Source organism: Spirillospora sp. NPDC048911 (assembly GCF_043198015.1).
Classification (GTDB): Bacteria; Actinomycetota; Actinomycetes; order Streptosporangiales; family Streptosporangiaceae; genus Spirillospora.
Map to the genome: position 1 here is coordinate 12,139 of NZ_JBICUD010000002.1, position 19,027 is coordinate 31,165.

At 70.2% G+C, this 19,027-nt stretch carries 19 protein-coding genes; 13 read left to right on the forward strand and 6 right to left on the reverse strand.

Going from position 1 to position 19,027, the window contains the following annotated elements:
• The first annotated feature begins 38 nt into the window (after nucleotides 1–38).
• The 3 genes from ACGFNU_RS07275 to ACGFNU_RS07285 all read left to right on the forward strand — a co-directional run bounded on the left by ACGFNU_RS07275 (nucleotide 39) and on the right by ACGFNU_RS07285 (nucleotide 5,290).
• Nucleotides 39–3,005: an AMP-binding protein gene (locus tag ACGFNU_RS07275; RefSeq protein WP_392591067.1), complete on the forward strand. Its 2,967-nt coding sequence runs from the start codon at nucleotides 39–41 to the stop codon at nucleotides 3,003–3,005.
• Nucleotides 3,006–3,137: 132 nt separating this feature from the next.
• Nucleotides 3,138–4,490, forward strand: coding sequence for a cytochrome P450 (locus tag ACGFNU_RS07280; RefSeq protein ID WP_392591069.1), 1,353 nt, complete (start codon nucleotides 3,138–3,140; stop codon nucleotides 4,488–4,490).
• Nucleotides 4,487–5,290: an SDR family oxidoreductase gene (locus ACGFNU_RS07285; RefSeq protein WP_392591071.1), complete on the forward strand. Its 804-nt coding sequence runs from the start codon at nucleotides 4,487–4,489 to the stop codon at nucleotides 5,288–5,290. Before ACGFNU_RS07280 ends, ACGFNU_RS07285 begins: the two co-directional genes overlap by 4 nt.
• Here ACGFNU_RS07285 and ACGFNU_RS07290 read toward each other — a convergent pair.
• Complete coding sequence (locus ACGFNU_RS07290; protein WP_392591072.1) at nucleotides 5,287–6,111, reverse strand: oxygenase MpaB family protein; 825 nt, start codon at nucleotides 6,109–6,111, stop codon at nucleotides 5,287–5,289. The genes ACGFNU_RS07285 and ACGFNU_RS07290 overlap by 4 nt on opposite strands.
• Before the next feature lie 97 nt (nucleotides 6,112–6,208).
• Between ACGFNU_RS07290 and ACGFNU_RS07295 the strand changes: the two genes are divergently transcribed.
• The 9 genes from ACGFNU_RS07295 (at nucleotide 6,209) to ACGFNU_RS07335 (ending at nucleotide 13,005) form a co-directional block, all read left to right on the forward strand.
• Nucleotides 6,209–6,808, forward strand: coding sequence for a TetR/AcrR family transcriptional regulator (locus ACGFNU_RS07295; RefSeq protein ID WP_392591074.1), 600 nt, complete (start codon nucleotides 6,209–6,211; stop codon nucleotides 6,806–6,808).
• Nucleotides 6,809–7,121: 313 nt separating this feature from the next.
• Nucleotides 7,122–7,532 carry an STAS domain-containing protein gene (locus ACGFNU_RS07300; RefSeq protein WP_392591076.1) on the forward strand — a complete coding sequence of 137 codons (411 nt, stop codon included), beginning with the start codon at nucleotides 7,122–7,124 and terminating at the stop codon, nucleotides 7,530–7,532.
• A 47-nt stretch (nucleotides 7,533–7,579) separates the two neighbouring features.
• Nucleotides 7,580–9,040 (forward strand): carboxylesterase/lipase family protein, encoded by a 1,461-nt coding sequence (locus ACGFNU_RS07305; protein ID WP_392591078.1) that lies wholly within the window; start codon nucleotides 7,580–7,582, stop codon nucleotides 9,038–9,040.
• Nucleotides 9,041–9,314: 274 nt separating this feature from the next.
• Complete coding sequence (locus ACGFNU_RS07310) at nucleotides 9,315–9,542, forward strand: hypothetical protein (protein ID WP_392591080.1); 228 nt, start codon at nucleotides 9,315–9,317, stop codon at nucleotides 9,540–9,542.
• Nucleotides 9,543–9,654: 112 nt separating this feature from the next.
• Nucleotides 9,655–10,239, forward strand: a complete 585-nt coding sequence (locus tag ACGFNU_RS07315; protein ID WP_392591082.1) for a MarR family transcriptional regulator — start codon at nucleotides 9,655–9,657, stop codon at nucleotides 10,237–10,239.
• A gap of 4 nt (nucleotides 10,240–10,243) precedes the next feature.
• Nucleotides 10,244–10,699 carry a HEPN domain-containing protein gene (locus ACGFNU_RS07320; RefSeq protein WP_392591084.1) on the forward strand — a complete coding sequence of 152 codons (456 nt, stop codon included), beginning with the start codon at nucleotides 10,244–10,246 and terminating at the stop codon, nucleotides 10,697–10,699.
• Nucleotides 10,700–10,756: 57 nt separating this feature from the next.
• The gene (locus tag ACGFNU_RS07325; protein ID WP_392591085.1) at nucleotides 10,757–11,692 is read left to right on the forward strand and encodes an NAD(P)/FAD-dependent oxidoreductase; all 936 of its coding nucleotides are present in this window, start codon (nucleotides 10,757–10,759) and stop codon (nucleotides 11,690–11,692) included.
• On the forward strand, nucleotides 11,682–12,278 hold the full coding sequence (locus ACGFNU_RS07330) for a class I SAM-dependent methyltransferase (protein ID WP_392591087.1): 597 nt from the start codon (nucleotides 11,682–11,684) through the stop codon (nucleotides 12,276–12,278). Before ACGFNU_RS07325 ends, ACGFNU_RS07330 begins: the two co-directional genes overlap by 11 nt.
• A 247-nt stretch (nucleotides 12,279–12,525) precedes the next feature.
• Complete coding sequence (locus tag ACGFNU_RS07335; RefSeq protein WP_392591089.1) at nucleotides 12,526–13,005, forward strand: hypothetical protein; 480 nt, start codon at nucleotides 12,526–12,528, stop codon at nucleotides 13,003–13,005.
• Nucleotides 13,006–13,010: 5 nt separating this feature from the next.
• Here ACGFNU_RS07335 and lhgO read toward each other — a convergent pair whose 3' ends face one another.
• The 3 genes from lhgO to hisN all read right to left on the reverse strand — a co-directional run bounded on the left by lhgO (nucleotide 13,011) and on the right by hisN (nucleotide 15,361).
• Complete coding sequence (gene lhgO / locus ACGFNU_RS07340) at nucleotides 13,011–14,204, reverse strand: L-2-hydroxyglutarate oxidase (RefSeq protein ID WP_392591091.1); 1,194 nt, start codon at nucleotides 14,202–14,204, stop codon at nucleotides 13,011–13,013.
• Nucleotides 14,205–14,257: 53 nt separating this feature from the next.
• Nucleotides 14,258–14,449, reverse strand: a complete 192-nt coding sequence (locus ACGFNU_RS07345; RefSeq protein WP_392591093.1) for a hypothetical protein — start codon at nucleotides 14,447–14,449, stop codon at nucleotides 14,258–14,260.
• A 108-nt stretch (nucleotides 14,450–14,557) separates the two neighbouring features.
• Nucleotides 14,558–15,361, reverse strand: a complete 804-nt coding sequence (gene hisN, locus ACGFNU_RS07350) for a histidinol-phosphatase (protein WP_392591095.1) — start codon at nucleotides 15,359–15,361, stop codon at nucleotides 14,558–14,560.
• Between the two features lie 167 nt (nucleotides 15,362–15,528).
• Here hisN and ACGFNU_RS07355 point away from each other — a divergent pair, with 167 nt between their 5' ends.
• Nucleotides 15,529–16,383 carry a hypothetical protein gene (locus tag ACGFNU_RS07355; protein WP_392591097.1) on the forward strand — a complete coding sequence of 285 codons (855 nt, stop codon included), beginning with the start codon at nucleotides 15,529–15,531 and terminating at the stop codon, nucleotides 16,381–16,383.
• A 51-nt stretch (nucleotides 16,384–16,434) separates the two neighbouring features.
• Here ACGFNU_RS07355 and ACGFNU_RS07360 read toward each other — a convergent pair whose 3' ends face one another.
• Nucleotides 16,435–17,946 (reverse strand): FAD-binding oxidoreductase, encoded by a 1,512-nt coding sequence (locus ACGFNU_RS07360; RefSeq protein WP_392591099.1) that lies wholly within the window; start codon nucleotides 17,944–17,946, stop codon nucleotides 16,435–16,437.
• Between the two features lie 50 nt (nucleotides 17,947–17,996).
• Nucleotides 17,997–18,884, reverse strand: a complete 888-nt coding sequence (locus ACGFNU_RS07365; RefSeq protein WP_392591101.1) for a helix-turn-helix transcriptional regulator — start codon at nucleotides 18,882–18,884, stop codon at nucleotides 17,997–17,999.
• Between the last annotated feature and the right edge of the window lie 143 nt (nucleotides 18,885–19,027).

Below are 19,027 nucleotides of genomic sequence, written 5' to 3' on the forward strand. Positions count from 1 at the left end.
CCGGACAACATGGCATCGACCCGTGTGAAAGGCCGACGATGCCCCCTGTTGCCAAAGCGCTCCTCCGCCTGGGTTCGCGCCTGGGCTCCACCGCCCAGAACGCGCTGGAGGTGGCGCGGTTCGGCGGGCTCGATCTCGATACGGACGAGGACGCCTCCCCGTTCGAGGTGGTGGCGGAGCAACGGGTCTACCGGTTGCGGCACTATTTTCCCGGTGGTGAAGCGGGGCCGGTGGTCCTGCTCGTGCCGCCGCTGATGATCACCGCTGAGGTGTACGACATCTCCTCGCGGATCAGCGCGGTGGGCATGCTTCGCGGGCTCGGGGTCGACCCGTGGGTGGTGGACTTCGGGGCGCCCGAGCGCGAGCCGGGCGGGCTGGAGCGCACCATCACCGACCATGTGCTGGCGGTGAGCGACGCCGTCGACCGGATCCGGGAGGCGACCGGGCAGGACGTGCACCTCGCCGGCTACTCGCAGGGCGGCATGTTCGTCTACCAGGCCGCCGCGTACCGCCGGAGCAAGGGCGTCGCGTCGCTGATCACGTTCGGCAGTCCCGCCGACATCAGCGTCGGCCTGCCGTTCGGGCTGCCGAGCTGGGTCGCCGCTGAAGGGGCGGGGCGCATCCCCGACCGGCTGCTCGGCACCGTCGCGGTGCCGGGATGGGTGACGCGGACCGGGTTCCAGCTGCTCAGCCCGGTCAAGTCGGTGCGCAGCCGGATCGACTTCATCCGGCAGCTGCACGACCGGGAGCGGCTCGCGCCGCGCGAGCGCCAGCGGCGCTTTCTCGAACGCGAGGGCTGGGTGGCCTGGCCGGGGCCCGCGCTGGCCGAGTTCCTGCGGCAGTTCATCCAGCACAACCGGATGCTCACCGGCGGCTTCGTCATCGGTGACCGTTTGGTGACTTTGGCTGATATCTCCTGCCCGGTGCTGACGTTCGTCGGCGAGCTCGACGAGATCGCGCCGCCGCCGATGGTGCGCGGCATCCGGCGGGCGGCGCCCCGGGCCCCGGTGTACGAGGCGTCCCTGCGTGCCGGGCACTTCGGCCTGGTCGTGGGCACGCTCGCCCTGGCGCAGACGTGGCCCGCCGTGGCGGAGTGGGCGAAATGGCGTGCAGGGGAGGCGGATCTCCCGGAAATCGTCGTCCCGGTGGAGGGCGAGGCGGCGGCGTCCACGCCGAGCCCGCCCGGCGGGACGGTCGGCTACGGCGTCCAGCTCGCGACGGGGGTCGGCGCGAGTGCCGTGCGCTCGGCCGCGGTGACCGTCTCCCGGGCCGTCCGGGGTGGACGCCAGCTCGCCGGGGAGGCCACGCAGAACCTGCCGCGTCTCGCGCGCCTCGAACGCATCCAGTCCGACACCCGCATGTCGCTCGGGCTCCTTCTCGACGAGCAGGCGTCGCGGGCACCGGACGATGTCTTCTTCCTTTATCAGGGCCGGGCGCACACCCAGGCCGCTGCCAAGAAGCGCACCGACGCTGTAGTTCGCGGACTCATCAGCATCGGCGTCCGCCAAGGCGACGCTGTGGGCGTCTACATGGAGACCCGGCCGAGCGCGCTGGCTCTGGTCGCCGCGCTGAGCCGCCTGGGCGCCGTCGCCGTGTTGCATCGGCCGGATGGCGACCTCGCGCGCGAGATCCAGCTGGGGCGGGTCTCCCGTGTCGTGTCCGACCCGAAGAACGCCGCGCGTGCCTGTGAGCTTTCCGGAGACGTGCCCTGTCACCTGCTCGGGGGAGGGGAACGCGATCTCGGCCTGCCGATCCTGGACATGGAACGCATCGACCCGGACGAGGTCCCGCTGCCGGGCTGGTACCGCCCCAACCCGGGACGGGCGGGCGACACCGCGTTCATCCTCTTCACCGGCGACGGCGAACACCTGCGCGCCAGCCGCATCACCAACCGGCGCTGGGCGCTGTCGGCGTTCGGCACGGCGTCGTCGGCCGCGCTCTCACCGGCCGACACGGTCTTCAGCATCACGCCGCTGCACCACCCGTCCGCGCTGCTGATGAGCCTCGGCGGCGCGGTCGCGGGCGGCGCCCGGCTCGCCCTGGCCAGCGCCTACGACCCGGAGACCTTCTGGGACGAGGCGCGGCGCTACGGCGTCACCGTCGCCTCGTACACCTGGATGCTCTTGCGCGAGCTCGTGAACGCGCCGCCGCACCCGGGCGAACGGCACCACGCGGTGCGGCTGTTCATCGGCTCGGGCATGCCGCGCGGGCTGTGGCGGCGGGTCGAGGAGCGGTTCGCGCCCGCCCGCGTCCTGGAGTTCTACGCCGCGACCGAGGGCGAGGCGATCCTGGTCAACCTGAGCGGCAAGAAGCCGGGCTCGCTGGGCCGCCCGCTGCCCGGCAGCGCGGAGGTGCGGCTCGCGCGCTACGACCTGGAGAACGGGCGGCTCGCCGAGGGGCCGGACGGCCTGGCGCAGGAGTGCGAGCCGGACGAGATCGGCATGCTGGTCGCGCGCGTCAAGCCAAGCCGTGTCGCCGCCTCGACCGCGCGCGTGGTGCGCGGGGTCTTCAAGCCCGAGGACGCCTGGACGATCACGGGGGACCTGTTCCGGCGGGACGCCGACGGGGACTTCTGGCTCGTCGGCCGTGACGCCGAGCTGATCCGCACGGCCGAGGGCATCGTGCCGCCGGGGCCGATCCGCGACGCGCTCGGCGACCTGCCGTACATCGACGCGGTCGCCGTCTACGGCATCCCGTTCGGCGACATCGAGATGGCCGCGGCCGCCGTCACCCTGCGCGGCGACGGTGAGATCAAGCCGCTCGACCTGTCCGAGGCGCTGCTTCGGGTGGAGCCCGCGCTGCGTCCCGCGATCGTGCGGGTCGTGGACGACATCCCGGTGACCGCGGGGCGTCGCATGCGCACGGCGCCGCTGCGGGAGGAGGGCGTTCCCGTTCCAGCCGACGGACGCACGTACTACCGCGATCGCGCCGGCGCGTACCGCCTCCTGACAGACACCGCGCGCCGGCGCATTCTCCGCGACCAGGCCGCCGTGAAAGCCCGCTAGCGACGGATGACCACTGAGTCATGGTGAAGGGGGCACCCTGGACACGCGGTCGGCGCGTGCGTTACAACAAAGCTACACATTCCGCACATATGTTCCACGTCCGGCCAGCGTGACCGGGCGCCCGGAGGGCCCATGGGCACGAGCATCCTCGCAGCGCCGCCGGAAGGCAGCGGTCTCAAGCCAGTACGGGGAGAACCCGGCATCCCGTACATAGGCAACACGCTGCAGGTGATGCGCGACCCGTTCGGGGTCGCCAGCAAGCGGTACCAGCAGTTCGGGCCGGTGAGCTGGGGATGGCTGCTCGGGCAGCGGACCGTCACCGTGCAGGGCCCCGAGGCCGCCGAGGCGGTGCTGGTCAACAGGGACAAGGCCTTCGCCAACGGGCCCGCCTGGAGCTACTTCATCGGGCCGTTCTTCTATCGCGGCATCATGCTCCTCGACTTCGAGGAGCACCTGCACCACCGGCGCATCATGCAGCAGGCGTTCAACAAGCCGAGGCTGCGCTCGTACATGGACGCCATGGCGCCCGGGATCAGCAAGGGCATCGACGCCTGGGAGCCGGCACGCGGGTTCAAGGTCTACGACCACATCAAGCAGCTCACCCTCGACCTGGCGACCGACGTCTTCATGGGCGTCGAACTGGACCGTGCCGAGGCCGACCGGATCAACGGCGCGTTCGTCGACGCCGTGCGGGCCGGGACCGCCTACGTGCGCTTCCCGGTGCCCGGCCTGCGCTGGCACAAGGGACTGAAGGCACGCAAGGTGCTGGAGGCGTTCTTCCGCAAGCACCTGCCCGCCAAGCGGCGCGACGGCGGCGACGACCTCTTCGCCGCGCTGTGCCAGGCGGAGACGGACGACGGCCACAGCTTCACCGACGACGACGTCGTCAACCACATGATCTTCGCGCTGATGGCGGCGCACGACACCACCACGATCACGCTCACGACGATGGCGTACTACCTCGCCAAGTTCCCCGAGTGGCAGGAGCGCGTCCGGGACGAGTCGGTGGCGCTCGGCAAGCCGGTGCTGGAGTTCGACGACCTCGACGGGCTCGAAGCGATCGACATGGTGATGAAGGAGGCGACGCGGCTGGTGTCCCCCGTCCCGGCGTTGCCGCGGCGGGTCGTCAAGGACACCTCCGTCCTCGGGTTCCACATCCCGGCCGGCACGACCGTCGTCGTCCCGTCGCTGACCAACCACCACATACCGGAGTGGTGGCCGGACCCCGAACGCTTCGACCCGGAGCGGTTCGCCGCCGATCGCCGCGAGGACAAGATCCACAAGTACGCGTGGGCGCCGTTCGGCGGCGGCGCGCACAAGTGCATCGGCCTGCACTTCGCCGGCATGCAGGTCAAGAGCATCCTGCACCAGCTGATCCTGCGCTACCGGTGGAGCGTGCCCGCACGGTACGAGTGGCCGCTCGACACCACGTCCCTGCCCTCGCCCAAGGACGGGCTGCCCGTCAAACTGGAGTTGATCCGATGAGCAAGGTCATCGCCATCACCGGCGCCGCGCGCGGCATCGGCCTCGCCACCGCCCGCGCGCTGAAGGCCAAGGGCGCCACGGTCGTGATCGGGGACATCGACGAGGCGGCCGCCAAGCAGGCCGGGGACGAGCTCGACGTCCCGGCGGTCACGATCGACGTCACCTCGCGCGAGTCGTTCGAGGCGTTCCTGGCGAAGGTGGAGTCCGAGGCCGGCCCGCTCGACGTCCTCGTCAACAACGCGGGCATCATGCCGATCGGCCCGGTGACGGCCGAGAGCGACGCCGACGCCCGGCGGTGCATCGACATCAACGTGCACGGCGTCATGCTCGGCACCAAGCTCGCCCTCGACCGCATGCTGCCGCGCGGCCACGGCCACGTCATCAACATCGCCTCGGTCGCGGGCGTGCTGCCGACGCCCGGGCTGGCGCTCTACAACGCGAGCAAGGCCGCCGTCGTCGCGTTCACCGAGGCCACCCGGCTGGAGGTCCAGGACCGCGGCGTCCACGTCTCGGCGGTCCTGCCCACGTTCACCAACACCGAGCTGATCGCGGGCACCCGCAGCCCCAAGGGTCAGAAGAACGCCGAGCCGGAGGACATCGCGGCCACCGTCGTCGCCCTGGTCGGCAAGCCCCGTCCGCAGGTCACGGTCCCGGCGAAGCTCGGCGCCCAGATCAGGCTCGGCGCCCTCTTCCCGGACCGCGTCAAGCAGGCGATCGCGCGCCGCTACGGCACCGACAAGATCTTCCTGGAGTACGACGCGGCGGCCCGCAAGTCCTACGACGCCCGCATCCGCACCTAGGGCCGACCGTCGCGCCGGAAGGCCGTCCTCGCCTGCGGAAGGTAGCGGACGGCCTCCGGCAGCAGCGGCCAGGCGCGGTCGAGCCGCCTCACCGCCGCGGCGAAACGCTGGTAGCGACGCTCGTCAACGTCGTTCCATGGCAACCCCAGCAGCTCGCGCATCCGGGGGTGCAGGCCGCCGACCGTGATGAAGCGGGTCACCGAGTTGAGCGGCGGCGAGACCGTGCGCCACAGCGCGGCAGGGACCTTGGGCGGGGCAGGCAGACCCTTGGTGACGTAGCCGACGCCGTAGCGGGCGGTCTTGTGCGGGACGACGACCTCTTCGAGCATGTGCTTCCAGTAGGACTGGAAGGCCTCCCAGTCTTGGGGCATGCCGCGGTCGCTCACCCCGTACATCCGGTACCAGGTCATCGACTCCGCGTAGATCCGGCGCTTCTCGGCCTCGCCGAGGGGCCGGACGAACGTCTCGATGCCGTACAGCATGCTGTCGAGGAAGGTCGCGTGCGCCCAGAAGTAGGTCTCCGGATCGAGCGCGTGATAGCGGGAGCCGTCGGGCATCGTGCCCTTGATGTCCCGGTGGTAGTCGCGGACCTGCCGGCCCGTCTCCGCCGCCCGCGTCCCGCCGTACACCGTGTTCAGGATGGGCCCGGCCGACCGCTTGAGGCGGGCGAACGTCTCGGAGAAGAACACCGAGTGGTCCAGGACGCCTTGGCCGAGTGCGGGGAGCATGTTCTGCAGCACAGCCGCCCTTGGCCCCACCAGCAACATCCGGGTGTCGCCGAAATAGCGCCAGGTCAACGAGTCCGGACCGAGCTCCGTCATGGGCACCGCCAGCGTGAGATACAGAAATACGAAGATTGTAGCTGTGTCTCGATTCGAGTTACAGTGTGGCCTCCGGCCAGGAAATAGGGTGACGACCATGGACGCGTTGACCGGGCTGCTCGCCGCCCCAGCCACCGACGATCTGGACACCCGGATCCTCGACGCCGCCCTCGCGGAGTTCGAGACCTACGGGCTGCGCCGCGTCAGCGTCGAGGACGTCGCCAAGCGCGCCGGCGTCGCCCGCACCACGATCTATCGCCGGTTCACCAACAAGGAGCAGCTCCTCCAGGCCGTGATCCTGCGCGAGGTGCGCCGCTTCCTCACCGCCATAGCCGACGCCACCGAAGACCTCCCCACCCCCGAGGACGCCGTGGTCGAGGGCTTCGTCGCCGGCCTCCAGGGCGCCCGCACCCACCCGCTCATGACGCGGGTCCTGCAGAGCGAGCCCGAGGCGTTCCTCCCGCAGCTCAGCATGAACGGCGGCGCCGTCATGGTCGCCGCCCGCGACATCCTCGCCGGCCGCCTCCGCCGCGCCCGCCCCGACGACCCCCAGGACTTCACCACGGTCGCCGAGATCCTCCTCCGCGTCGCGGTCTCCCTCCTCCTCGTCCCCGGCGGCGGCCTGCCCCTGACCGACGAAGCGTCCATCCGCGCCTTCGCCCGCGACTACCTGACCCGCATGCTCCACTCCCGCTGACCCACCCGCCGCTGAGGGCGGCGCTGCGGGAAGACCACATGAAGGATTGTTGGTGAAGGCTGGAGAAAGCCTGAAATCTTTCTGTTCTTTTGAGAACGGCTGGCGTAGACTGTCGTCCGTCCGGTAATAAGGGCATTCTTCTCTGAGGCTGACTCGCCTGCCCAAGCGCACCCCCGAAGGGGACGTCACGCGCCTGGCGCGGCCGTAGCGGCTTCCCGGCGGCACCCGCCACCGGTATGACAGCCCACCGGTTCGTTCGAAGACCCCCTGACTGGGATCTGCGCGCCGTCGCAGGTCAGCGATGGAGATTGTCGTGACGTCCAGCCATGCCCCGGATCAAGCCCTGTCCGTGTTGCGCAGACCCGCGTACACCGTCGCCAGGCTGCGCGGCGAGCTCGACCTCGCCACCGCGCCGGCGCTGAGGGAGAAGGTGGCGGCCGTGCTCCGGCCCGGCACCCGGCTGCTGATCCTGGACGTGTCGGCCGTGTCGTTCTGCGACGCGACCGGGTTGACCGTGCTGACCCGGGCGCGCCACCGTGCTTCGGTGCTCGGTGTCGCCCTGGTGGTGGCGGGCCCCTGCTCCCAGGTGGCCAAGCTGCTGCGCGCGACGGGCATGGAGCGTGACTTCACCATCCGCGCCACCGTGGCCGACGCGCTCGCCTGGCCCCTCACCCGGCACGCCGCCGTTCGGCCCTGCCGCGTCCAATCTCCCGCTTTGCGCTGATTGTTCGCGTACGCTCGTTTGAACTTCGTTCTAGTTCGGGTGGGCGTATGGAGACGGTCGTTCAGACCACGTACGGCAAGGTCCGCGGCAAGATCGAGGACGGCGTCGCCGCCTTCCTGGGCATCCCGTACGCCGCGCCGCCGTTCGGCCCCAACCGCTTCCAGCCGCCGCGACCACCCGAACCTTGGCAAGGAGTGCGGGACGCCACGGAGTACGGGCCGACCGTGCCCAAGCCCGGCTATCCCAAGCCGTACGACGCTCTCCTCCCCGACCCCGTAATCCCAGGTGAGGACTGCCTCAACCTGAACGTGTGGACTCCCGGCGGCTCCGGGCTGCCCGTCATGGTGTGGATCCACGGCGGCGCCTTCCGCAACGGCTCGGGCGCGGTCGACATCTACAACGGCCGGACGTTCGCCCGCGACGGCGTGGTGTGCGTGACGATCAACTACCGCCTCGGAGTCGAGGGCTTCGCCAACCTGCCAGGGGCACCGCTCAACCGCGGCCTGCGCGACCAGATCGCGGCACTGCACTGGGTGCGCGACAACATCGCGGCCTTCGGCGGCGACCCCGACCAGGTGACGGCGTTCGGCGAGTCGGCGGGCGCGATGAGCGTCACCACCCTCCTCTCCCTCGACCTCGGGCTCTTCCACCGGGCCATCGCGCAGTCGGGAGCGGGCAGCATCGCCCAGGCCCCCGAGGACGCGCTGCTGGTCACCAAGGAGATGGCCGCGCGGCTCAACATCGAGCCCACCGCCGAGGGCTTCGCCGAACTCGACCCGGCCACGATCATCCCGGTACAAGCAGCGGTAGCGGCCGAGGTCGCCGCGCTGCCCGACCCGGGCCGATGGGGCCGGACGACCGCGGCGGCGGCCATGTCCCTCATGCCGGTCCTGGACGACGACCTCTACGTCCGCCGGGCCGAGGACGCGATCGCGGACGGAGCAGGACAGGACGTGGACCTCCTCATCGGCTGCACGGCCGAGGAGTTCCGCCTCTTCCTGATGCCGAACGGGCTCGCCGACGCACTCACCCCCGACCTGGTGAACTTCATCGCCACCAGCTTCGGCATCGACCCCTCCATCACCACCGCCTACCGCGACCGCCACTCCGACCTCCCCGCCGGCGACGTGCTGGCCCTCCTCATCACCGACAGCTTCTTCAGGCTGCCCGCCAACCGCATCGCGGAGGCCCACTCGCCAACCTGGATGTACGAGTTCGCCTGGTGCTCACCGAACCTCGGCCTAGGCGCGTGCCACGCCCTAGAGCTGGGCTTCGTCTTCGACAACCTCCGCTCACCCGACGCCCTGGGAATGGCAGGCGAAAATCCACCCCAAGCCTTGGCCGACGTGATGCACAAGGCCTGGGTCGACTTCGCGGTTCACGGAGACCCAGGCTGGCCGCGCTTCGACCCCTCGACCCGTCCAGTCAAGGTCTTCGACGGCGCCGCGAACGAAGTCGTCCAAGACCCCCGCGGCGACGACCGCAAAACCTGGGCTGCTGTGACATGAGCCATATGTATCCATTCGACTACGAAGGGTAGTCGCCAAGCCATAACTTCGCCCCATGCCTTCAAAAAGCATGAGGCCCCGTTAGTGCTCGTTCGGGAGAATCCTGACCTGGTACGGCACTTCTGTGCCCAGATGGGGGTCACCGTCCCCCGGACAGCCGGCCGGAGCTCGCCTCGGAGGACGCAACCCAGGTCAGGCCGCTCGCCAAAGACAAACCGACCTGCTCCTGTCGAACCTCGGGGAGCCAAGGAAATACTTCCTGAAGGAGCTGCTCATGAGCGCTCAGTATGAATACACCAGCGGCCTCTTCCTTGACGTCAAGGCCGAGGGCAAGGCCGAAGGCAAAGCCGAGATGCTGCTGGACGTTCTTGCGGCACGCGGGATCGCCGTCGACGCCGATTCCGAGGGACGCATCCTGGAGAGTACGGATATCAAGCAGCTGGCTCGGTGGGGAGAGCGGTCGGTTCACATCACCCGCATCGAGGAGTTCTTCGACGAGTGAGCGCGACGGGCCCGGCAGCGTATACGCTGCGGGGCCCGGCTGTCCTGACGAGCCGGCGTGGTCGAGGTCATCGGGTGCTTGGCTTCGGTTAGGTCGGAGATATATTCGGGTTATGCGAAGTGAGGCTCCGGCGCTGCTGCCGATCTTTCGGTCCAGGCATCAGGCTGATCTGCTTACTGTGCTGTTCCTTCATCCTGAGCAGGACTTCACGCTGGCGGAGCTGGCGCGGCGGCTGGGTGTTTCGATGTCCACGCTGCATGGCGAGGTGGGGCGGCTGGTGGACGCGGAGCTGATCACTGCGCGGCCGGTCGGGCGGTCGCGGTTGTTGCGGGCCAATACCGAGCATCGGGTGGCCGGGGCGTTGGCTCAGTTGCTCACGCTCACGTTCGGGCCGCAGGTGGCCGTGGCCGAGGCGTTCGCCGGGGTTGGAGCTCAGGCGGTGCTCATTTTTGGTTCGTGGGCTCGGCGCTATGAGGGGGAGGCGGGGGCGCCGCCGAACGATGTGGACGTGCTCGTGCTGGGAGACGTCGATCGCCATGAGGTCTATGACGCGGCGGCAGTCGCCCAGGACCGGCTTGATCTTCCGGTCAATCCGGTGGTACGGCCTGTCGAACGGTGGCTGGCGGAGACCGATCCGCTTGTTCAGCAGGTGAAAGCCTCCCCATTCGTGATTGCATACGGTGATCTTCCGAGGTGATGTCATGGCGCGTTGGGCGCGGGGTGATGCCGTTGTCGAGCGGTTGATCGGTACTGGAGAACTGCAGAAGGTGCAGGGTCCCGCGGCTGACGGTGAACCTTGGCTTGTGAAGGCTCAGCGGACGTACGCCTCTGCTGTCGTGCTTGCTGAGAGTGACCGCGACAGCGCTTATGTCCTTGCCTATGACGCGGCACGGCTGGCGGGCACTGCGTTGCTCGCTCACCAGGGGCTCCGGCCGACCACCAAGGGCGGGCATCTGGTGGTGGACGAGGTGCTGCGGGCTCAGTTCGGTGAGGTCTTCAGGCCGTTCCGAGGGCTCCGCATCCGGCGTAACGAGCTGGAGTATCCGGCTTTCCCCGGCGACAGCGCGGACGAGAGTGAGGTTGAGAAGGCGCTCGCCGGTGCGGACCAGATCGTTCGGGCCGCGCAGAAGTTGCTTCCGCGGCTTGGCCTGTTCTAGTTGCCGTTTTGGCAACGAAGTTTGTCAGTTTGGGTATCTGGCACCGACAGTGTGGCCATGGATAACACGAAGTACGACGTCATCGTGATCGGTGGAGGCGCGGCTGGGCTCGCTGGAGCCCTGACCCTGGCGCGCTCGCGCCGTTCGGTACTGGTGATCGACTCCGGCGAGCCGCGCAACGCCCCGGCCGGACATGTGCACAACTACCTCGGGCGTGAGGGCACGCCTCCCAGCGAGCTGCTCGCCATCGGCCGCGGTGAGGTCTCCTCGTACGGCGGCGAGATCGTCAGTGGAACCGTGACCTCGGCTCGTAAGGCGGAGGGCGGTTTCGCGGTCGAGCTGGCCGGTGGCAGGGCGGTGCATGCGCGGCGGTTGCTCATCACTACTGGGCTGGTGGACGAGCTGCCCGAGGTGCCGGGCCTCAAGGAGCGGTTCGGGCGCGACGTTCTGCACTGCCCGTACTGCCACGGGTGGGAGGTGCGCGACCAGGCGATCGGTGTTCTGGGCACCAACCCGTTCGGGCTGCACCAGGCCAAGCTGTTCAGCCAGCTGAGTGATGATGTGATCTATTTCGTCAATACCGCGCCCCGGCCCACGGAGGCCGAGCGGGAGCAGCTGGGCAAGCGCATCACGTTCGTCGAAGGCGAGGTCGCCGGGATCGAGGTCCGCGACGACCGGCTTACCGGGGTGCGGCTGAGTTCGGGTGAGGTCGTTCCGCGCCAGGCTCTCGTGGTCTCGCCGCGCTTCGTCGCTCGGGCGGAGGTGTTCGCCTCGCTGGGGTTGGAGGCGGTCGAGATGGAGATGGGGGGTCATGTCGTGGGCACCTACATCCCGTCGGATGCGAGCGGCGCCACGTCGGTGCCCGGCGTCTACGTGGCGGGCAACGTCACCGATCTCAAGTCCCAGGTCATCATCGCCGCCGGGGCCGGGCTCAGTGCCGCCGCCATGATCAACAACGATCTCATCGAGGAGGACCTCGAGCATGTTCGATGAGACGTACTGGGAGGAGCGCTACAGCTCTCACGAGCATGTCTGGAGCGGCCGTCCCAATGCTCAGTTGGTGGCTGAGGTTTCCGGGATGTCTCCGGGGACCGCGCTCGACGTCGGCTGCGGCGAGGGGGCGGACGCCGTCTGGCTCGCGGAACGCGGCTGGAAGGTCACGGCGGTCGACTTCTCGAAGACCGCACTCGAACGGGGCGCCGCGAACGATGCGACCAAGAGCGTCCGGTGGGTGCAGGGAGACGTGAACGACTGGGAGGCCGGCCAGTTCGACCTGGTCTCCTCGCAGTTCACGCACCCGCCCGCTGAGGTGCGGCAGAGCTTGTTCGGCAAGCTGGCCGACATGGTTGCTCCCGGGGGCACCTTGCTGATCGTCGCTCACCACCCGGCCGACCTGGAGACCACGGCGCGACGGCCACAGATGCCCGAGCTCTTCTTCACCGCTGAGGAGGTTGTGGAGTTGCTCGGGGAGGATTGGGAGATCGTCGCTGCTGAGGCCCGTCCTCGTTCTGGCGAGGATTCGGAGGGACGAGTGATCACACTTCATGACACCGTCCTGCGAGCCCGGCGCCGGACCTGACATCCTCGGCCGATGGCCGACATGTCGTGGATGAGTGCCGAGTACGCGGACCGCGAGGCCGCGGCGGAGTCGCGGGTCACCCGGTGGGTGCCGTACACCGATCAGTCGGACGCGGTCGATCCGCTCTACTTCCTGGCGCTGCGGTTCCCGGTCGGCGAACGGCTCGACGGGCCCGAGGGCGCCCTCTACCGGTACGGCTTCGACGACGAGGGGCGGCCAGGTCGCCTACCGGGCGCTGCCCGCCGGGGTGACCATCGAGGACGTCGAGCGGGATTTCGTCGACCGGCTCGTCGAGGCCGTCCCCGGCGCGGTGGCGGCCGATCCGCCGCCGGTGGTGCCCGCCTGCCTGGTGTTGCTGTACTCGCCGGGGCAGTTCGCCGTCCTGCCGTCGGCCCTGGCGTTCCCGATGAGCGAGGGCTTCGAGGGGATCGTCCGGCTTCTTGCGGATGTCGACTTTCATGAGAGCCAGATGATGGAGGACAGCGCTCCGGAGCTCTTCGAGCTCGCCTGTTACCTCGATCAGACGCGCTTGCCGGACGAACGGGCGCAGGCGCTCCTGAACGAGGCGAGCCGGCGGCTGAACGGGCTCGACTGGCGGAGCCGGCTGGCGGTGGCGGACGACTTCCTGGTCTTCGCCACCGACATGGAACAGTGCCATCTGGAGGAGAATCTCCGCGTCGTCACCACGGACGAACGCGCCACCCGGATTCTCGACGCGCTCCGATGATCGGCCTACCGCTGCTCCAGCACCCGGTCGGCCACGTATTCGGCGATCGCGAGGGATGAGGTCGCGGCGGGGGACGGCGCGTTGCGGACGGTCGTGATGGGCCCGATCGAGCCGATGCGGAAGTCGTCCACGAGCGAGCCGTCCGCGTCCACCGCCTGCGCGCGCACTCCGGCGGGCGCGGGCACCATGTCGGCGGCGGTCAGCTCCGGTACGAAGGCCTGCGCTTCGGTGAGGAACGCACGCTTGACCGCCGAGCCGTACATCTCCTTGAGGCCGGTCCGCCAGTGTCGCTGGGCCAGACGCCGGAAGCCTGGCCAGCGGAGCGTTTCCCAGACGTCGGCAGGACGGATGTCACGGCGCCGATAACCCTCACGGGCCAGCGCCAGGACGGCGTTCGGGCCGACGTCTACGCCGCCGTCCACCCGCCGTGTGAAATGCACGCCCAGGAACGGGTAGCGCGGATCGGGCACGGGATAGATGAGTCCGCGTACGAGGTCCGTGCGGGAAGGGACGAGGCGGTAGTACTCGCCTCGGAACGGCACGATCGCGGGTGCGGGGGAGTCTCCGGCGAGCCTGGCCACCCGGTCGGATTGCAGCCCGGCACAGACGACTAGGCGGTCGAACGTCAGTTCCTCGTGTGGTGAACAGACCACGATCTGGTCGCCCGCGCGCCGCAGCCGTACGACCTCGAAGCCGAGCCGGACCTCGCCGCCCGCCTCGGCCACGTCGTCGGCGTACGCGCGGGCCACGGCCGGGAAGTCCACGATCGCGGTCGTGGGGGAGTGCAGGGCCGCGACGCCGGTCGCGTGCGGTTCGATCTCGCGGAGCCCGGCGGCGGACAGGCGGCGCAGGCCGGGCACGCCGTTCTCGGTCGCGCGCCGTTCGATCTCGTCGAGGGCGCCGAGCTCGCCGGCGGAACGCGCGATCACGACCTTGCCGCACTCGTCGTAGGGCAGGCCGCGATCGGCGCAGTAGTCCTTGAGCAGGCCGATGCCGCGGCGGCAGAGCGTGGCCTTGAGCGATCCGGGGGTGTAGTACAGGCCGGCGTGCGCGACACCGCTGTTGTGGCCGGTCTGGTGGGCGGCGATCCGGCCCTCCTTGTCGAGGACCGTCACCGCGGCGTCCGGGCGGAGCCCGGCGAGCCGCCTGGCCACCGCGAGGCCGAGAATGCCCGCGCCCACCACGCCGATCCGGATCACGAGCCCGATGCTCGCACATCCGCGCGGCCGCCGGTCGGCGCGGGCCGGGAGAATCAGCTGCCGAGGCGCTTGCGGCCCTGGGCGCGTACGCGCTTGCGCTGGGAGGAGTCGAGCATGAGGTAGCCCGCGAGCGGGGCTCCGACGACGCCGAGGATGATCAGCGCGCTGAGCCACCACGGGAAGATGAACAGGGTCAGAAAGCCAACGACGACTCCGCCGATGACGACTTTGGTCTTGGTGGACATCTCCTACCTCCGTATGGCCGCCCATTCATGAAACGAGCACAACGGGGCCGCCGGTTCCACGATATGTCGCGAGTTGGCGCGCGTCCAAAGATCGCGGAGGGTGTCCACTCAGATGCGGAGGGAGAGCTGGCCGCCGCCCAGCGTGCGCAGGACGTCGGCGTGGAGCTTGCCGTTGGTGCAGACCACGCTGCCGCCGTCCGGGCCCGGGACGCCGGCCAGGTCGGTGAACATGCCGCCCGCCTCCTCGACGATCACCTGGAGGGCCGCCAGGTCCCACAGCGAGACCTCGGGCTCGGTGGAGATGTCGACGGCGCCCTCGGCGACCATCATGTGCGACCAGAAGTCGCCGAAGGCGCGGGTGCGCCACACCGAGCGGCCGAGGTCGAGGAAACGTTCCAGCCGGCCCTGCTCCTCCCAGCCGCTGAGGCTGGAGAACGAGAGGGAGGCGTCCGACAGCTCGGCGACGGAGGAGACCTGCAGCCGGGTGGCGCGGGCGAGGCTGCGGCCCGTCCAGGCGCCGCCGCCGCGGGCGGCCCACCAGCGGCGGTTGAGGGCGGGCGCCGAGACCAGGCCCACGACGACCTCGTCATACTCCATCAGCGCGATGAGCGTGGCCCACACCGGGACGCCGCGGACGAAGTTCTTGGTGGCGTCGATCGGATCGATGACCCAGCAGCGCGCGCCGTAGCCGGTCCTGCCGTACTCCTCGCCGAGGACGGCGTCGCGGGGGCGGGCACGCTTGAGGGTGCCGCGGATCTGCTCCTCGACGCTGCGGTCGGCGTCACTGACCGGGGTCAGGTCCGGCTTGGTCTCGATGCTCAGATCGAGTGCCTTGAACCTTTTGGTCGTGATGTCGTCGGCCGCGTCCGCCAGCACATGGGCGAGACGCAGGTCATCGGAATAGCCTGCCACGGCGTGCAACGCTACCGTGATCACACCCTGCGCCGACACTCTTACCCGGCGGAAGAACCTCGGACGGCGGAGCGGACGGGTCCGCGGCGGCCGCCCCGGCGAATCCGCGACGCTCGGACGAGGCGTTGCTCGCGCCTCATCGGTCCCGTAGATGGGAGCATGGGCGGATGGCGCACGACCTTCCCGGGTGGGTGGCCGAACTGACCGACCCACGCCGGGCGCACACGCTCGAAGAGCTCGCCGACCGGCTCGTCCCGCTCGCCGAACACGCGATCGACGTGTCCCGGCGCTTGCAGGCGCTGCTCAACGAGCTGAACGATCCGTTCCGCCGGGAGGCCCTGTACGGACGGGTGGAACGGCTGAAGAGCCGGGCCGGTGAGGCCCTCGACGAGATCGCCGCCGAGATCGCCTCGTCCGGCGAGAGCCGCATCGAGAAGATCTGGGCCGACTGGATCGAACGGTTCGGCCCCGGCAAGGGCGACACCGCCAAGGTCCGGGAGCTGCGGCGCCGCCTGGAGTCCGATGTGGTGCCGGTGCTCACCCGGCAGCAGCAGGAGGTGGCCACGCAGGTCGCCGGCCGGACGTCGGCCGCCCTGGAGGAGGCCACGCAGACGCTCCTCACGCGGGTCGAGGAGCTGGCCAAGGCGGTGACCGACCTCATCCACGAGGTGCTGCCGCTGGCCCGCGAGGGGCTCACGCTCGCCAGCCGGATCTCCGGCCTGTCCAGCCGGGCCCGCAAGGAGGGCCGCGGGCCGATTCCGGACGAGCTCATGGAGGCGGGCGCCGAGACCGCGCGCGCCTTCGACGAGGCGGTGGCCCGGCTGGAGCTGGAGTGGGCGGCGCTCGGCGCGCGTTCGGCGACGGTACGGGCGGCGCTGCGGGGGGCCGAGGAGACCGCGTTCAGCCAGGTGACCACCGCGATGACGTTGTGCGTCGAGGATCTGGCGCCCGATCACGTCAAGGTCCTGAACGAGGCCGAGGAACGCGCCAACGAGCTTTACGACGAGCTCAACAAGGGCTAGCCCCGGCTGCCGGACCAGCCCGCTCAGCTGGACCAAGCCCGCTGGGCCGGGCTAGCCGATCGCCTGCGGGAAGCGGAAGAGCCGTCGCGGGTCGTACGCCGCCTTGACCTTGGTCAGCCGATCGAGGTTCGGTCCGTAGTACGCCTGGCCCCAACCGGCCAGTTCCGGATCGATGTAGTTCACGTACGCGGCGCCGCCCGCGTAGGGCTCCATCGCGCCGTGCGTGCCGCGCAGCCAGGCGCGATCGTCGCCGTTCGCCAGGTATTGCATGCAGAACAGGCCCGCCCGGTGCGGGAACGCCGTGTCGGCGGGCCGGAGCCGCCCGATGGCGCCGCCGAGCGCGTCCATGAGCACCGACCTGCCCGCGGCCTCGTTGCCGCGTGTGAACCGCGCGACCAGGGTGTCGACGGCGTCGTCCGACAGCGGGCGCAGCACGACGTGCGACTTGCCCGCGTAGTCCGTGCGCGGGAAGCGTCCCGCCAGGCGCTGCCCCGGCAGGTCGCCCTGGGCGTGGCAGCCGTCGATCGTCCGGCCCGCGCAGCCTCCCACCTGCTGCATGGTCGCCAGGTACGAGCGGCGCCGGAGGTTCGGCCCGTCGGGCTCGCTGCCCACGGCCGCGGCGAGCCGCTGGAGGCCGGGGCCGGCGTCGGTGAGCGCCACCCCCGTGATCTCGATGGTCGGCACGCCCGCGGCGGGCGCGGCGTTGATCTGGACGCTGCTCCAGACGCCGTCGGCGGCGGACGGCAGCCAGCGCTGCCAGCCCTTGATCACGGCGGCCGCCCGCGCCCACGGCCAGCGCAGGTCGAACGTCGTCAGGTCGGCGGTCTCGTGCGTCCGGTAGGTGAACTCCACCGCGACCCCGAAGTTGCCGCCGCCCCCGCCCCGGCACGCCCAGAAGAGCTCGGGCTCGCGGCGGGCGTCGCACGTCAGGACGCGCCCGTCGGCGGTCACGACCCGCACCGACTCCAGGACGTCGCACGTCAGCCCGTACGCACGGGACAGGACCCCGACGCCGCCGCCCAGCGTCAGCCCCGCGACCCCCACCGTCGGGCACGTGCCCCCGGGCACACCGCGGCCGTCACGCGAGAGCCGGTCGTACAGGTCGATCAGCCGGGTCCCGGCGCCGACGACCGCCCGCTCACCGTCCCGCTCGACCGTGCCCATCGCGGACACGTCGATCACCAGGCCGGGTCCGGTGGACCAGCCCGCGTAGTTGTGGCCGCCGCAGCGGACCGCCACCGGCAGCCGCCGCCGGTTCGCGAACGCCACGCACTCGGCGACGTCCTGCGCGTGGTCGCAGTACGCGATCCCCGCCGGGCGGACGCGGTCATAGCGCGGGATGTAGAGGCGCTTGGCCTGGTCGTACGAGGCGTCCCCCGGCCGGATCAGCCGCCCGTCCAGGCCGCGGGCGAGCGCGTTCCAGTCGGCGGCGCCCGTCGGGCCGAACGAGGCGGAGGCGGCGGCGCCGGGGGAACGCCGCGGCGGCGGGTCGGGCTCGTCCGCCGAGCACCCTGCCGCGAGGGCGCTCAGCGCCGTGGTCGCAAGAAACGCGCGCCGCTCCATCCGGCCATTCTCACCACTGAACGCCTCTCACGATCAACCGGCTCGCCCCACTAGTCGACTGTTTTCACCTGAACATCAGGAATCTCTGCGGTCGCCGGCGCACCCCAGCCGGCGAGGAGCCGGAGCGCGGCCTCGGACGGGGAGCCCGCCTCGGCGGTGTAGACGACCAGCACCTGATCGGCGTTGTCGGTCGCGCGCAAGGTCTCGTAGTGCAGCGTCATGTCGCCGACGAGCGGATGGTGCATGTTCTTCTTGCCGTTGCTCTTGTCCTTGACGTTGTGGTCGGCCCACCAGCGGCGGAAGTCCTCGCTCTTCACCGACAGCTCGCCGACCAGCGCCGCGAGCTCGGGGTCGTCCGGGTACTCGCCGGCCCGCAGCCGCAGGAACGCCACCGTCTCCCTGGCCTTCAGCGTCCAGTCCTCGTAGAGCGCCTGGACGTCCTCGTTCAAGAAGATCATCCGGCCCCAGTTGCGGCCGGCGGGGGACAGCCCGGCGAAGTCGGTGAAGACGGCCGCGGCCATCCGGTTCCAGGCCAGCACGTCGAGGCGCCGGCCGACGATGTAGGCGGGCATGCCCTCGGCCATCTCCAGCAGCCGCTGCATCCCCGGCCGCACCCGCTCGGCGCGCGCGGGCGGCTGGCGGCGGCGGCCGGCCGAACGTGCGGGCCTGGCGAGGTTGCGCAGGTGGGCGCGCTCGTCCTCGTCGAGCTGGAGGGCCCGGGCGACGGCTTGGAGGACTTCCTCCGAGACGTTCTGCGTGCGGCCCTGCTCGAGCCGCACGTAGTAGTCGACGCTCACCCCGGCGAGCATGGCCAGCTCCTCCCGGCGCAGCCCGGGGACTCTGCGGCGCCCGCCGAACGCCTGCAGGCCCACGTCCTCGGGCTGCAGGCGAGCCCGCCGGGTGCGCAGGAATTCGGTCAGCTCGGATCGATCGCTCATGAGCCCATTATCGGCGAGTTGTCCGGTTCATACCTGGTCCTGCCAGGACCAGGCTCGGGGTCCTGTGGATCTTGGCCGGAAGCGGTCAACGATGTTCTTGTTTCAACAACTGACCGGGTCGTTAGCATGCGTCCACATTGGCC